A 14,975-nucleotide genomic window follows, 5' to 3' on the forward strand; every position below is an offset into this window, starting at 1 on the left:
CCGTGATCGCGGCGCGTTCGGAGCCGGGCGCGGACGCCACGCCGTCGCAGACGACCGCGCACACCGTGCCGGGCAGCGACGCCATGGCCACGGCGTCCTCGTTGCGGTCCCGGCGCAGGCCGACGTCGCTGACCCCGGCGGCGCGCGCCGGGCCCCGGGCCGGGCCGGTCAGGGGGGCGGCCAGCTCGATCTCGACGCGTTCGCGGCCGCCGGGCTGCCGCAGCCCGCACGTCTCGCAGAACCCGTCGTCGATGCCGGTCGCGCCGCAGTCCACGCAGCGCCGCGGCGGGTCGCGCGGCTCGTGGACGACCAGCGACGCGGGCATCGGCCGCTTGGGCGAACGCGGCTCCCCGCAGCCCTCGCAGAAACGGTCGCGGGCGTCCAGGGGCTCGCCGCACGCGCCGCACACGACGACGTCGAACCGGTCCTTGGCGTGCGCGCCCATGGTCAGAAGAACGTTCTCGGGCGGACCGCGTTGGCGCGCAGCACCAGCGTGTGGCGTTCGCCGGGATCGCTCGCCAGCCGGGCGAGCAGCCGGTAGGTCTCCTCCAGTCTGCGGCGCATCGAGGGCTCCCTGAGAGGGACGCCCAGCAGGTCGCCGGGCGTCTTGCCGGTCCACCGGCCGCCGGCGCGCTGCCAGGCCAGGGCCGCCTCCAGCACCTCGGCGGCGAACCGGGCGTAGCGTTCGGTGTCCAGCCGCAGCGTGTGCAGGCGGCGCGCGGCGGCGCCGAGGATCTCGGCGCTCAGCTCGTCCGGACGGCGGCCCCGCACCGCCGCCGCGACCGCGCCGAGCTGCGCCGACACGTAGTGCGTGGAGATCCGCGCCACCCCGTCCAGCTCGCGGATCGCACCCTGCCGGTCGTCGGCCGCCAGCCGCGCCCGGGCCAGCCCGAACGCCGCGCTCACGAACGTCGGGTCGGTCCGCCACACCAGCTCGTAGAAGTGCTCGGCCTGCTTCAGGTCGCCCCGGCCCTCGTAGCAGAACCCCAGGCCCAGCTTCGGCGCGGTCTCCCCCGGCATCAGCTCGTACAGCTCGTCGAAGATCCGCACGGCGGCGTCGGCGTCGCCGCCCGCCAGCTCCCACACCGCGCGCCACCAGTCGATGCGCCAGTCCTCGGGGTGGTCGGCCTCGTACTCGTTCAGCAGGCGGTCGGCCTCGGCCAGCTCGCCGAGCCCGATGTGGGAGCGGATCAGCGCCAACCGCACCTCCGGAGAGTCGACCGGCGCGGCGGCCAGCGCGGCGGCCAGGTCGTCGGGGTCGCGGGCGGTCAGGCCCGCCAGGAACGCGGCCGCCGGGTCGGTCCCGTACACCAGCGGGACCGGCAGCGCGGCGGCGGCCTCGGCGGGCTCCAGCGGGGCCAGCACGGGCGTGCCGCCGTCGCCGCCGAGCGCGTCCATGATCTCGGTCCCGGCGGAGGCCTGCTCCGGCCCGAACAGCGCCGACGGGCCGGGGCGCGGCTTGCCGTCGTCGGTGGACAGCACCTCGCGCAGCACCCCGGTGAGCTGCGCGCCCATCTCGGCGGCGCTCTGGAACCGCCGCGCCGGGTCGGGGTGGCAGGCGCGGCGCAGCAGCCGGTAGTACGACTCGTGCCGCATCAGCAGCGGAACGTCCTTGCGCGGCGGCAGGCTCCGCAGGTGGCGGGTGGTGTAGCCCTTGAACGGGAAGCTCAGCACCGCCAGGGTCCGGCCGACCGTGTACAGGTCCGAGCTCACCGACGGGCCGTGGTCGGCGATCTCGGGGGCCTGGTAGCCGGGCGTGCCGAAGATCGGGCTGTCGGTGTCGAACGCGCGCCGCACCCCGCCGAGGTCGATCAGCTTGAGCTGCTCCTCGGACTGGATGGCGTTGTCGGGCTTGAAGTCGCAGTACAGCAGGCCCATGTTGTGCAGGTAGCCGAGGGCGCGCAGCACCTCCAGCCCGTAGGCGATCACCTGGCCGAGCGGCAGCGCGGCGTCCTCGCCGTTCTCCTTGCGGTGCCGCAGCAGGATGTCCTTCAGCGACTCGCCGCCGACGTACTCCATGACGATGTAGCCGGAGCCCTCGTGCCGCACGAAGTTGTAGATCTTGACGATGTTGGGGTGCTCGACCTCGGCGAGGAAGGCGCGTTCGGCCGCCGCCGCGGCCATCGAGTCGGTCGCGCCGGTGTCCAGCAGGCCCTTGAGCACCACCCAGCGGTCGGAGACGTTGCGGTCCCTGGCCAGGTAGATCCAGCCGAGGCCGCCGTGCGCCAGGCAGCCCAGCACCTCGTACTGGCCGCCGATCAGGTCGCTCTTGTGCAGCTTCGGGGTGAACGAGAACGGGTGGCGGCACGACCGGCAGAACCCCTCGGTGCGGCCCGGCCGCCCGTCGCGGCCCCGCCCGACCTCGTCGTCGCAGTTGGAGCAGAACCGGCGGTGCTCGGGGACCTCGGGGTTCTCCAGCACCGCCGACTCGGGGTCGCGGGCCGGGACCGGCGGGACCTCGACCAGGCCCGCGCCGAGCATCCCGCGCCGGTGCGCGCCGGTGGAGTCGGTGCCGCGGGTGCCCCCGGTACGGCCGGAGCCCGCCGTCGCGGGGACGGTGGGACGCGACGGCTCGGGGCCGCGCGAGCGCGACACCCGCGACGGGGCGGGGGAGGTCGGCGCGATCTGCCAGGCCGACCCGGTGTTCATCGAGGCGATGCTGACCGCCCCGCCGACGACGCCGGTGACGAACGCCCCGGTCACGGGGCTGGGCGGATGGACCCCCTCGTTCCGGTCCCCGCCGCCCCTGGCCCCGGCGGGCGGCACGTAGCCCGTGGCGGGTTCCGGCGGCCGGGCCGGCGCCATGCCGCAGGTGTCGCAGAACCCGTCGTCCCGGACGGTCCCGGGACACCCGGTCTGTGCGCATCGGGTCATCGCCGACTCCCCGCCTCCCTCGCCCGCGCCCTGATCGCGCGCTGGTAGTCCGTCACCGCGTCGGCGGCGCGTCGCAGGTCGCACGGCGCCGTCCACAGCGCGTCCCGGGCGGTCTCGTACACGCGGGCGAGCCCGTCGTCCTCGGCCAGCCCGAGACGGGCCGCCTTGGCACGGTACGCCTCCAGCCGGCCGCGCAGCTCGTCGCGCCGCCCGAGCGGCTCCTCGCTGAGACGCCTCGTCCGGTGGGCGAGTTCCAGGGCCTGGTCCGCGGCGCGTTCGAGGTCGGCGACGCGGCCGGCCAGCGCGGTCCAGTCGGCCCGGCCGCGCGCCGCCGTCAGCTCGCCGAGGCGTTCGCGGAGGCCGGCGGCGTGGTCCGGCGGCTCGGGCGGGTCCGCGCCCTCGATCCTCAGCAGGGCCCGGTCGCGGGCGGCGGCGGCCCTCTCCTCGGCCTCGGCGACCGCCGCCACGCGTTCGGCCAGGCGGGCGGCGCGCTCCTCGAACGCGTCGCGCAGCGCCACCGCCTCGGCCAGCTCGGCGTGCCGCCGTTTCAGCGCCCCGCGCAGCCGGTCGAGCCGGGAGGTGTCGGCCCGGCCGTCCCGGACCAGCGACAGCGGATCGGTCCGGGTGAGGCGGCCGATCGCGGTCAGCTCCCGGCCGAGCCGGTCCAGCTCCGGATCGCGCAGGTCCTGCAGCTCCCGCACCAGCCGGGCCGCCGCGCGCCACGCCTCCTCGGTCTCCTCCAGCGGCACCAGCAGCGCCGACCACGCCGCGTCCGCCGCCGCGACGACCTCGGCGGACCTCTCGTAGGCCGTCTCCATCATCCGCACGGCCTCGTCGAGCGTGACGCGTTCGCGGGGAGGGCCGAGCAGGGTGCGGCGCTCCAGCGGGATCTCCCCGCCGGGGACCTCCACGGACGGTCCGGTGAGCAGGGCGCCCAGCTCGTCGAGCACGGCCGTGTCGGGGCGGGGGTGGGCGGCGCGCAGCGCGTCGGCGGCCTCCAGCACCCGGCCGTAGGCGTCGAACAGCTTCCACAGCAGCGCGATGCGGGCCCTGGCCTCGTCCCAGCGCCGCCACGTCTCGCCGGTCAGGTCGGCGCCGTCGAGCAGCCGCCGCCCGTCGTGCCGCTCCAGTTCCAGAAGGGAGGCGGAGATGCGATCCCGCTCGTCGCGCAGCCCCGCGAGGGCGTGGTCGATGCCCTCCCGGCTCATGGGCGCGGCGGCTCCGGCCCCGCTCTCGTCCACATCAACCCCGCGTTCGATGCCGTTGTCCGCCCGTCGTCCGCTCGTCGGCGCCGTGCCCCCCGTCGTCGTGGTCTCCGCCTTCAGAGTCGGTGGCGCGCCCTCTACTCAGTGTGATCGGTGACACTTTTCGAGACAAGACGGTTCCTGTACACGGCGGTACGCCATCCGCGCGCTGAACCGCCGGGAGCCACGTCGGACCCGCCTTCTCCCACGTGCGAACCGCTGGCCGCCATCGGCCACCGGTGACCATGGGGAATGAGGCGCGCATCACGTCATGTGCGCTTGTGCGAGGGGAACGTCCTGGTGTGAAGTGACGTTTCACAGACGACGACCGTCTCTTGAGAGGAGTTGAGAGTCCGCAGTGTCGGACCCCAGTCATAGACCCGGTGCGACATGGTGACCGCGGTCCTCGGCGTCCTCGCCGTGCTGCTGCTCACCGCCGCGACCGGGTACTTCGTCGCGCAGGAGTTCGCTTTCGTGGCCGCCGACCGGGCGCGCCTCACCCAGGCTGCCGACAGGGGGGACGTCGCCGCGCGACGCGCCCTCAAGGTGATCGGTCGGCTGTCGTTCATGCTGTCGGGCGCGCAGCTCGGCATCACGATGACCACGCTGGTGGTCGGTTTCATCGCCAAGCCCGCGCTGGCCGAGCTGATCGAGCCGCTGCTGCGGGTGACCGGCGTCCCCGCCGGCGCGACCGGCGCGATCGCCCTGGTCACCGGCTTCGTGCTCGCCACGCTGATCCAGATGCTGCTGGGCGAGCTGTTCCCCAAGAACCTGGCCCTCGCCAAGGCCGAGACGCTGGCCCGTGCGCTGGCCGCGTCCACGCTCGTCTACCTCACGGTGTTCGGGCCGCTGATCCGCTTCTTCGACCGCGCCTCGAACCGGCTGCTGCGCGCCGTCGGCATCGAACCGGTCGAGGAGCTGAACAGCGGCGCGACGCTGGAGGAGCTCGGCGAGATCATCGACCGGTCCCGCGACGGCGGGCACCTGCCCGCCGACCTGTCGGGGCTGCTGGACCGGGCGCTGTCGTTCGGCGACCTGACCGCGGGCGAGGTCATGGTGCCGCGTCCCCAGGTCAGGGCCCTGTCCGGGGGCGCCACGGCGGCGGACCTGGTCGCGTTGATCAAGGAGAGCGGCCACACCTCCTACCCGGTGTACGACACCGAGGTCGACGACGTGATCGGCGTCGTGGGCGTCCGGGAGGTCGCCGACGACGGGCTCGCGCCGGGCACGCCGCTGCGGGCGATCATCCGGCCCGCGCTGCTGGTGCCGGACAGCCAGCCGCTGTACGGCGTGATGGAGCAGATGCGCGAGACCGGCGAGGAGTTCGCCTGCGTGGTGGACGAGTACGGCGGGCTCGCGGGCATCCTGACGTTCGAGGACATCGCCGAGGAGCTGGTCGGGGAGATCGCCGACGAGACCGACGTCCGGGAGGCCGCCCCGACCGCCGCGCCCGACGGGTCGTGGCTGGTCGACGCGGGCATGCGGATCGACGAGATCGGCCGCATGACCGGGCTGGAGCTCCCGGAGGGCGAGGCCTACGACACCCTCGGCGGCCTGGTCATGGCGGAGCTGCGGCGGCTGCCGAGCCCGGCGGACCGCGTCGCGGTCGAGACCGACGACGGCCGGGTGGAGATCGAGGTGCTGACGGTGGTGCGCCGCGTCCCCGGGCAGGTGCTGCTGCGCGCGGCCCCGGACGCCCCCGACGAGGACGCCCCGGCGGACGACCCGGTGAGGGAGGCCGCGTGGACCCGCTGACCTCGCTGCTGATCACCGCGCTCCTGCTGGTCGGCAACGGGTTCTTCGTGGCCGCCGAGTTCGCGCTGGTCGCCGCCGGCCGGAGCCAGCTGGAACGCGCCGCCGCGCGGGGCAGCCGCCCCGCCGTCGCCGCCGTCGCCGGGAAGCGCGAGCTGTCGCTGATGCTGGCGGGCGCGCAGTTCGGGATCACGATGTGCTCGCTGGGGCTGGCGATCGTGACCGAGCCCGCGTTCGAGCACTTCCTGGAGCCGCCGCTGCACGCCCTCGGCGTCCCGGAGACCGGCGCCAAGGCGATCGCGCTGGTCACGGCGCTGGCCGTGATCACGTTCCTGCACATGGTGGTCGGCGAGATGGCGCCCAAGTCCTGGGCCATCGCGCACCCCGAGCGGTCGGCGCTGATCCTGGCGCTGCCGTTCCGGGCGTTCGCGAAGATCTCCCGTCCGGTCCTGTCCGCCCTCAACGCGGTCACCAACGGCCTGCTGCGCCTGATCCGCGTCACGCCCCGCGACGAGCTGGACGAGGCCACCGACCCGGCCCGGCTCAGCCATCTGCTGGGCGAGTCGCGCCGCCTCGGCCTGATCGGCCGGCACGACCACGAGCTGCTGCGGCGTTCGATCGCGGCGCGCGAGGCCACCGTCGGACCCCTGGTGGTGCCGACCGTCGAGGTCACGACGGTCCCGGCCGACGCGACGGCCGCGGAGATCCGCCGTGTGGCGACCTCCAGCGGCCACAACCGCCTGGTGGTGCTGGACGGGTCCGGCGTGCCAGCGGGCATCGTGCACGTCCGCGCCGCGATCACCTCGGACTCCGGCACCCGGCCCGCCGCCGAGCTGGCCCACCCGGCGCCGCGCCTGACGCCGTCCACGACGGTGCTGGACGCGGTCACGCGACTGCGGCGGAGCCGTTCGCAGCTGGCGGTGGTGACGGGTGAGGGCGGCGGTTTCGCGGGAATCGTCACGCTGGACGACCTGCTCGCGGAACTGCTGGCCACGAACCCGCACTAGCCATGATCAACCGGCGGGTGTCCCGTCACGGGGCACCCGCCGCACCTGTGAGACGTTAGATCGGGGCGGAACCGGAGAAACCACCCCCCGAACCACTCGTCGGGAATGGAATCGCGCGGTGTCGAACCTCGAACAGGACCCACTGAACGATCTCTACACGCGTCTGGAGGCCCAGCTGCGCGACCGGGACCTGGCCCCCGTCGGCTGGTCCCCCCATCTGGCGGCGCTGGCGGCGGCCCGCAGCGACCCGCGGCTGTCGGCGCTGCTGACCGGGGCGCGGGACGACGTTCCCCTGGAGCTGGTCGAGTCCGCGGACCCGGTCGCCCAGGCGCGCGCCCTCGTCGAGACCCACCTGTCCGAGGGCAGGCGCGTCCTGCTGCTGGCCCCCACCCCGTCCCAGGCGGCGCAACTGGTGGAGTCGGCCGCGGAGACGTCCTTCGCCCTGGCCGTGCTCCCGGAGGCGCTGCCCGAACGCCCCCCGGCCCCCACGCCGAAGGGCCGAGGGGAGCACGGGTCCAACGGGACGGTGGAGTTCCGCGCCCTGGCGTTCCCCGAGAACGCCACACCGCTGGCCCCGCAGACCGCCCCCGAGAACACCCTGGACACGGACGAACAGTCCGGCCCGGCCACCCCACCCGACGCGATCCCGGTGGACTTCGCGGCCGCCGCCGCCGAGCGGGCCGCCACCGTCGAGACGGAGCCCTCCGCCCCCGCGGACGTCACCATGCCGCTGGACGTGGAGCCCGCCGCCGTTCCCGCCGCCGGCGAGGCGACACCGCCCGAGTCCGTCAGCCCCGCGACCAGCACACTGCCGGTGGACTCGGCGGTCGCCGCAGCCGAAGCGGAGCCCTCCGCCGCCTCAGGCATCCCGCTGCCATCGGAAGCCGCGGGCACGGCTCCCGACGGCGTTCCACCCATCGTCGAGGAGGCAGAGCCCTCGCCTGCTACGGGCACCACCCTGCCGCTGGACGCAGAAGCCACCGCCGTCCCCGAGGCGCCGGAGGCCGAACCTGCCGGCCCCGCGACCGGCACACTGCCGGTGGCCCCGGCAGTCGCCGCCACCGAGCAGACCGAGACCCCCGGCGGCCCCGCGACCGGCGAAGCGGAGCCCTCCGCCGCCTCAGGCACCACCCTGCCGCTGGAAACGCCGGTCACCACCGAGAGCACCCTGCCCGCGGGCGCCCACCCCATCCCGGCGGAGGCAGACCTCCCGCCGCACGACGCCCCGCCCCTGGACGACCAGGCTCCCGCCGAGGAGGCGGGCCCCTCCTCAGCCGCAGGCACGACCCTGCCGCCGGACGCGGCGGCCGAGCAGGCCCCCATGGACGACGGAACCTCCGACGTCCACGCCGTGCCCGGCGACGTCCCGCACATCACCGAACCACAAGGCATCGCCCTGCCGCCGGACACGGAAGCCGCCCCCGTCCCCGAGGCATCGGCGATCGAGCCCGCCATTCCTTCGGCCGCCCCCCTGCCGGACAAGGCCCCGAACGTCCACACCGACACCTCGGCCGAGCCTGTCAGCCCTGCGGCCAGCACACTGCCGGTGGACCCGCCGGTCGCCGCAGCCGCGCAGACCGCGGCCCCAGGCGTCCACAGCGACGAAGCGGAGCCCGCCGCGTCGGCGGTCGAAGCCGCCAGTCCCGCGACCGACACGCTGCCGGTGGACCCCCTGGACGAGCGGCCCCCCACGACCGGCGAGACCCCGGACGTCCACGCCGGTGCGGTGACCGATCCCGTTCCGGCAGCCGGCGAAGCGGAGCCCTCCGCCGCCTCGGGCACCACCCTTCCGCTGGAGACGCCCGCCGCCGAGACCGTTCCGTCCGCCGTCGAGGAGACGGCACCCGGCGACGCCGTGCCTGCGGACGTTCAGCCCGGCGACCGGACCGCCGCCGTCGGGCCGGAAGGCCCCGCGAACGCGGTGACCCTCGCCCCCGCCCCGGAAACGCGCACGCGCGGGGCCGTCGTGCGGGCCGTCGGGGACACCTGGCGGCAGGTGTGGCAGAACGAGAGCAAGCTGCTCCAGCGCGGGCTCGTCCAGCTTGAGCAGTGGCCCCGGGACGTCGCCGCGCTGGAGGCGCTGCGCGGGCGGCAGGAACAGGCGCGCGCCGTCGCCGAGTCCGAGATCGTCTCCCTCGCCGAACGCGTCGAGGACGCCCGCACCGCGCTGGCGGACGCCGAGCGGACCGTCACCGAGGCCGGGCACGAGGCGGACCGTCTCGCCGCCGGGGTCGAGGCCGCCGTCGCGGAGATCGCCGAGCCCCGGGCGGAGGCCGCGCGCCTGCAGAAGGCCTCCGACGCCGCGGCCGCCGAGGCCGGGGAGTTCACCCGCACCGCCGACGCCGCCCACGTCCGGTGCACCGCGCTCGTCGAACGCACCGGCCGGGCCCAGGCCGAGCTGGAGGCCGCGCGCCAGCAGGAGGGGATGCTGACCGGCCAGCTGGAGAAGGCCCGCGCGGAGCTCCCCCAGGCCGTCGCGGAGGCCGAGCGCCTCACCGCCGCGGACGCCGACGCCGTCGCCGAGGGCCACGCCAGCTACTACCGCCTCGTGTCGGCGGAGTCGGCGCTGGGCGCGGTGCGGCAGAGGATGTCGGTGGCGCAGCGGCTGCACGTCGCCGCGCCGCCGCCGGATCTCAAGCGGCTGCGGGCCGAGGTGCGGGCGCGGACGCGGGAGGCCGACGAGGCGGCGCAGCGGGCGCGGCAGGTCAAGGACGCCGCCGAGCAGGCGCGGACCCGGCGCGCCGGGCTGGAGCGGTTCATCACCGAGGGCGGGGCCGGGCTGGAGGCGGCCCGGGAGGCGCAGCGGCGGCTCGCCGCCGAGCTGGAACGCCTGTCCCTCGAACGCGAGGAGGCCACCGCCCACTACCGCGAGCAGGCCCGGCTCGCGGCCGAGGCCGTGGACCGCGCGACGCAGGCGAGCGCGGCGGCCCGGTTCGCCGCGCAGAACGTGCGCGCGCTGGAGGACCGTCTCGGCGCCCTCCGCGCCGAGCACGACGCCGCCCGCGCGACCGCCGAGCAGGCTCGCGCCAACGCGCAGGCCGCCGCCGACTACCTCGCCGAGATCCAGAAGACCCTGGAGGAGCGCCGCGCCGCCGCCGATCAGCAGCACGGCACCGACGAGACCGAGCTGGCGGCCCTCGTCGAGGCCGAAGCGCGTTCCCGCGCCCAGATCACCGAGATCTTCGGCGACGACGTCATGTCCGACCCGGAGGTCCTCGCCGGGCACCGGGAACGCGCCATGGCCCGCGTCGACCGCCTCACCGCGCTGCTGGGCACCGCCGACCACCCCGCGCCCGGCCCCGCCGCCGACACCCTGCTCGCGACGGCCGACCTGGTCGGCGGCACCCCGCTCGGCGTCGGCGCGGCGCTGCCGGAGCCGGAGGCGACGTTCGACGTGCTGATCGCGGTGGGGCCGCTGACGGAGGCGGAGTTCCTGATCGGCGCGACCCGGGCCCATCGCTGGACCCTGGTCGGCGATCCCGGCGAGCGCCCGCCCGTCTACGCCGAGTACGCCGGGGCCCTGTCGGAGGAGGAGTGCGAACGCCTGACCCGCGGCGCGTTCGCCGCCCTGCTCAGCCGGGACTGACGCCCGCCGAGAGGTCTCCGACGGCGTCGGCGTAGTAGGTGGACTCCGCCACGTGGAAGGCGATCTGCCGGAACGTCCACCCGTCGCCGGGCGAGCCGTCCAGCCGCCCGGCGTCCAGGGCGTTCAGCCGGTCGGCCCAGATCCGCGCGAGCCGGACGAGCCGGCTGCGCGCCTCGTCCAGGTCCTCGGGGGTGAACGGGGCGAGGTCGGCCGCCGTCGTGATCGCCGAGGCGTGCCACCGGTCGGGGACGGTCGCCCGCCCCGCGATCCGGTCCTCGATCTCCGCCAGATGGTCGATCAGGTGGTCCGCGACGCGCCGGACCGCCTTGTGCGGCGTGTGGAGGCGCCCGTCGGCGGGGATCGGCCGCCCGTCCCAGGCGGTCCAGGTCGCGGCCAGTTCCAGCACGTGGTCCACCATCCCGGTCACGACCGAGGCGGGGGGACGGTCGTCGACGCGCGGCGTCTCGTCACTCATGTTCAGGCTCCCTCCGGACAGGCGAACGCCCCGCCGAGGTCGGGTTCGGCGGGGCGTTCACGCTAGGCGCGGATCGTTTCGCCGGAGGTCGAAACGTCCTGGTGAGAGCGGTCTAGTCGTCCTTGATGAGGAGGTCGAGCAGCCAGCCGACGATGGCGACGACGATCGCGCCCCAGAACGCCGACCAGAACCCGGCGACCTCGAACGCCAGGTTCAGCCGGTCGGCCAGGTAGCCGGTCAGCATGAGCAGCAGCGCGTTGACGACCAGGCCGATCAGGCCGAGGGTCAGCACGTAGAACGCGCAGCCGAGCGACTTGACGATCGGTTTGATCAGGCCGTTGACCAGCCCGAAGATGACCGCGACGGCGACCAGGGTGAGCACCCGTTCACCCGTGGTGTCGCCGCCCACGGACAGTCCGGAGACGAGGACGGTCGCCACCCACAGGGCGGCGGCGGTGGCGGCTACCTTGAGAAGAATCCACACACCACGATCATGCGCCGGTCCGGCGGTCGTGGTCATCCCTCTGCGATGCGATATCGCCGGGCCCGTCATCCTCCGGAAGGACTGCCCGGGTCGCGCCGGAGGCTCAGTCGGCGCGGTCGAAGAACGGGGATGCGGCCTTCACCTGGGAACGCGGCGTGGCGGCGCGGGCCGGGGCGTTCGGGGCGGGCCGGGAGGCGACCGGACGGCCGGGAGCGGGAGCGGAGCGGCCGGGCGTGGGCGCGGGAACGGGCGCGGGGGCGGCCGCCTGGCTGCGCCGGACGCGGGCCAGTTCCTGCTGGAGCTGGCGCTTCTCCATCTCCAGCGTGGTGAGCGACTTCTCGTGCTTGGCCCGCATCTCCTTCAGGTCGCGGCGGGCGCGGATGGTGCGGCCCGCGCCGATGAAGGTGACCATCATGCCGACGATGAAGACGGTCGCGACGGCGCCACCGGCCAGGAAGACCTGCCACTGGTGGGCGACGCCGGGCACGGCCTCGCCGAAGACCGTGAGGGTGGTGGGCGCGGAGTTGGCCATCACCACGCCGACCGCCGCGGCGACGGCCGCGACGGCCAGGACCAGACCGACGAACAACAGCATGTGCGGTTCTCCTCTCCGTGGCTCCCGGAGACGGTGGCGGGGGCCACCACCATGCCAGAACTTCTGTGGATCATGCTGGTTCATCCCGGTATTCGCAGTTGGCGGCGGGTTTGCCGGGGAGAGCGAGCAGGCATGATGATCGTTGCCGGAGAGGCCGGCGGGCCGCCGCGGCGGCCTGGACCCACCGGGAGTGAGCATGACCGTGCGGGCCGTGGTGTTCGACATGGACGGCGTGCTGATCGACACCGAGCCGGTCTGGGAGGAGGTCCGGCGCGCCTACGTCGCCGAGAAGGGCGGCGAGTGGCGTCCGGACACCCAGGAGCGGCTGATGGGCATGAGCACCGCCGAGTGGTCCGCCTACCTGGGCGAGGACCTGATCGGCGGGCTGGCCCCGGAGCGGGTCGCCGCCGACGTGGTCGAGCGCATGAAGGCCCGGTACGCCGACCATCTGCCGCTCATGCCGGGCGCGGTCGCGGCGGTCGAGCGCCTCTCCGGCGACGCCGTCCTCGGCCTGGCCAGCTCCTCCCCGCGCGCGCTGATCGACACGGTGCTCGCGGCGATGGGCGTGGCGGACCGGTTCGCCGCGACGGTCTCCACCGAGGAGGTGGAGCGCGGCAAGCCCGCCCCCGACGGCTACCTCGCCGCCGCCGAACGCCTGGGCGTCCCCGCCACCGGGTGCGTGGCGGTCGAGGACTCCAGCAACGGCCTCCGCTCCGCCCACAACGCGGGCATGACCGTGATCGCCGTTCCGCACCCCCGCTACCCGCCCGCCGAGGACGCCCTGGGCCTGGCCGCGCACGTCGCCGGGGACCTCGACGAGATCACGCCGGAGCTGCTCCGCGGGATCGTGGCGAGGAGTCGTCCACAGCCTGCGGACTAATCGCGCGGAACGTCACCGCCGGTTCGTACTATGGCCCGGTGACTTCCCCAACGCGTGCTCCCGAGGTGTCCGAGGCTCTTGAGGCGCTCCAGCGCGTCTTCGGCTACGACGCCTTCCGGGGCGAACAGGCCGCGATCGTCGACCACGTCGTCGGCGGCGGCGACGCCCTGGTGCTGATGCCGACCGGCGGCGGGAAGTCCCTGTGCTACCAGATCCCCGCGCTGGTCCGGAAGGGCACCGGCGTGGTGATCTCCCCGCTGATCGCGCTGATGCAGGACCAGGTGGACGCCCTCCAGGCGCTCGGCGTGCGCGCCGGCTTCCTGAACTCCACCCAGGACTTCGACGAGCGCCGCGTCGTCGAGGCCCAGTTCGTCGCGGGCGAGCTCGACCTTCTCTACCTCGCCCCCGAGCGCCTCAACCTCGCCGCCACCGTCGAGCTCCTGCGCCGCGGGACGATCTCCCTGTTCGCGATCGACGAGGCGCACTGCGTCTCCCAGTGGGGCCACGACTTCCGCCCCGACTACCTGCTGCTGTCCCACCTCAAGGACCACTGGCCGGCCGTGCCGCGCGTCGCGCTGACGGCGACCGCGACCCCGACCACCCGCGAGGAGATCGCCACCCGTCTCGGGCTGACCGACGCGCGGCACTTCGTGGCGTCGTTCGACCGCCCGAACATCCAGTACCGCATCGAGCCGAAGACCGACGCCAAGCGGCAGCTCCTCCAGTTCCTGCGCACCGAGCACGAGGGCGACGCGGGCATCGTGTACTGCCTGTCCCGCAACTCCGTGGAGAAGATCGCGGAGTTCCTGACCTCGAACGGCATCGAGGCGCTGCCCTACCACGCGGGCCTGGACGCCCCGGTCCGCGCCGCCAACCAGTCCCGCTTCCTGCGCGAGGACGGCCTGGTGATGGTCGCGACGATCGCGTTCGGGATGGGCATCGACAAGCCCGACGTCCGCTTCGTCGCCCACCTCGACCTGCCCAAGTCGGTCGAGGGCTACTACCAGGAGACGGGCCGCGCGGGCCGCGACGGCCTGCCCTCGACCGCCTGGCTCGCCTACGGCCTCAACGACGTCGTCAGCCAGCGCAAGATGATCGACGCGTCGGAGGGCGACGCCGACCACCGCCGCCGCCTGTCGATGCACCTGGACGCGATGCTCGCCCTCTGCGAGACGGTCGACTGCCGCCGCGTCCGCCTGCTGGACTACTTCGGCGAGGAGTCCAAGCCCTGCGGCAACTGCGACACCTGCCTGACGCCCCCCGAGACCTGGGAAGCCACGATCCCCGCGCAGAAGGTGCTGTCCACGGTCGTCCGCCTGGACCGCGAACGCCGCCAGAAGTTCGGCGCGGGCCACATCATCGACATCCTGCGCGGCAAGAAGACCGCCAAGGTCATCCAGTTCGACCACGACGAGCTGAAGCCGTTCGGCCTCGGCGCGGACCTCAGCGAGGCCGAGTGGCGCGGCGTCGTCCGGCAGATGCTGGCCCAGGGCCTGGTCGCCGTGGAGAGCAACTACGGCGCCCTGGTCCTCACCGAGGCCAGCGCGACGGTCCTGCGCGGCGAGCGCCAGGTCCTCATGCGCCGCGAGCCCGAGCGCGCGAAGGTCGCCCGGGAGGCCAAGGCCGCCAAGGAGCGCAAGGCCCCCGTCGACATGCCCGCCGAGGCCGCGCCCGTCTTCGAGCGGCTGCGCGCCTGGCGCGCCGCGACGGCGAAGGAGCAGGGCGTCCCCGCCTACGTCATCTTCCACGACGCCACCCTCCGCGAGATCGCCACGGCCCGCCCGACGACGCTGCCGGAGCTGGGGGGCATCAGCGGGATCGGCGAGAGCAAGCTGACGAAGTACGGCGAGCAGGTCCTTGAGACGCTGGCGGAGTTCACCGGAGCCGCACCCACGGGCGCCGCACCGCCGGACGCGCCCGTCCAGCAGCCTCTTGCCGCCCCAGCGTCCCCGCAGCCCTCCGATTCCCCGACCAAGGAGGAGCTCGCGCAGGCCCCGTCCATTCCCGCCGCCCGCCCGGGCGCGGACGACGACCTCCCGCTTCCTCCGGAGCCCGACTTCTACGACGACCCCTACGCC

11 protein-coding genes are annotated in these 14,975 nt (G+C 74.7%); 5 read left to right on the plus strand and 6 right to left on the minus strand.

Translation table 11 applies throughout. From position 1 onward, the window contains the following. From AKI01S_RS44995 to AKI01S_RS45005, 3 genes are all read right to left on the minus strand, one after another. Positions 1-445, minus strand: a 445-nt coding sequence (locus AKI01S_RS44995) for a double zinc ribbon domain-containing protein (RefSeq protein WP_174567473.1), incomplete at its 3' end; no start/stop codon positions are given. A 2-nt stretch (positions 446-447) separates the two neighbouring features. Beyond that, positions 448-2,874: a serine/threonine-protein kinase gene (locus tag AKI01S_RS45000; RefSeq protein ID WP_084000871.1), complete on the minus strand. Its 2,427-nt coding sequence runs from the start codon at positions 2,872-2,874 to the stop codon at positions 448-450. Next, positions 2,871-4,115 carry a hypothetical protein gene (locus AKI01S_RS45005; RefSeq protein ID WP_245682053.1) on the minus strand — a complete coding sequence of 415 codons (1,245 nt, stop codon included), beginning with the start codon at positions 4,113-4,115 and terminating at the stop codon, positions 2,871-2,873. Before AKI01S_RS45005 ends, AKI01S_RS45000 begins: the two co-directional genes overlap by 4 nt. 393 nt (positions 4,116-4,508) lie before the next feature. Between AKI01S_RS45005 and AKI01S_RS45010 the strand changes: the two genes are divergently transcribed. The 3 genes from AKI01S_RS45010 to AKI01S_RS45020 all read left to right on the plus strand — a co-directional run bounded on the left by AKI01S_RS45010 (position 4,509) and on the right by AKI01S_RS45020 (position 10,463). After that, positions 4,509-5,873, plus strand: a complete 1,365-nt coding sequence (locus AKI01S_RS45010) for a hemolysin family protein (RefSeq protein WP_067832363.1) — start codon at positions 4,509-4,511, stop codon at positions 5,871-5,873. Further along, positions 5,861-6,877 carry a hemolysin family protein gene (locus AKI01S_RS45015; protein WP_067832365.1) on the plus strand — a complete coding sequence of 339 codons (1,017 nt, stop codon included), beginning with the start codon at positions 5,861-5,863 and terminating at the stop codon, positions 6,875-6,877. The genes AKI01S_RS45010 and AKI01S_RS45015 overlap by 13 nt, the downstream gene beginning before the upstream one ends. Positions 6,878-6,995: 118 nt before the next feature. Further along, positions 6,996-10,463, plus strand: coding sequence for a coiled-coil domain-containing protein (locus AKI01S_RS45020; RefSeq protein WP_067832368.1), 3,468 nt, complete (start codon positions 6,996-6,998; stop codon positions 10,461-10,463). Here the strand turns inward: AKI01S_RS45020 and AKI01S_RS45025 are convergent. From AKI01S_RS45025 to AKI01S_RS45035, 3 genes are all read right to left on the minus strand, one after another. Beyond that, positions 10,450-10,938 (minus strand): hypothetical protein, encoded by a 489-nt coding sequence (locus AKI01S_RS45025; RefSeq protein ID WP_067832370.1) that lies wholly within the window; start codon positions 10,936-10,938, stop codon positions 10,450-10,452. The genes AKI01S_RS45020 and AKI01S_RS45025 overlap by 14 nt on opposite strands. A gap of 112 nt (positions 10,939-11,050) precedes the next feature. Beyond that, a complete protein-coding gene (locus AKI01S_RS45030) occupies positions 11,051-11,422 on the minus strand; it encodes a phage holin family protein (RefSeq protein WP_067832372.1) in 372 nt (123 codons plus the stop codon). Positions 11,423-11,525: 103 nt separating this feature from the next. Then, positions 11,526-12,017 (minus strand): hypothetical protein, encoded by a 492-nt coding sequence (locus AKI01S_RS45035; protein ID WP_067832374.1) that lies wholly within the window; start codon positions 12,015-12,017, stop codon positions 11,526-11,528. Positions 12,018-12,213: 196 nt separating this feature from the next. On the opposite strand from AKI01S_RS45035, the gene AKI01S_RS45040 reads away from it, so the two are divergent. Beyond that, positions 12,214-12,897, plus strand: a complete 684-nt coding sequence (locus tag AKI01S_RS45040; protein WP_067832375.1) for an HAD family hydrolase — start codon at positions 12,214-12,216, stop codon at positions 12,895-12,897. A gap of 38 nt (positions 12,898-12,935) precedes the next feature. Then, on the plus strand, positions 12,936-14,975 hold a 2,040-nt coding region (gene recQ / locus AKI01S_RS45045), incomplete at its 3' end, for a DNA helicase RecQ (RefSeq protein ID WP_218010060.1).

This window comes from Actinomadura kijaniata NBRC 14229 (assembly GCF_001552175.1).
In the GTDB taxonomy this organism is placed as follows: domain Bacteria; phylum Actinomycetota; class Actinomycetes; order Streptosporangiales; family Streptosporangiaceae; genus Spirillospora; species Spirillospora kijaniata.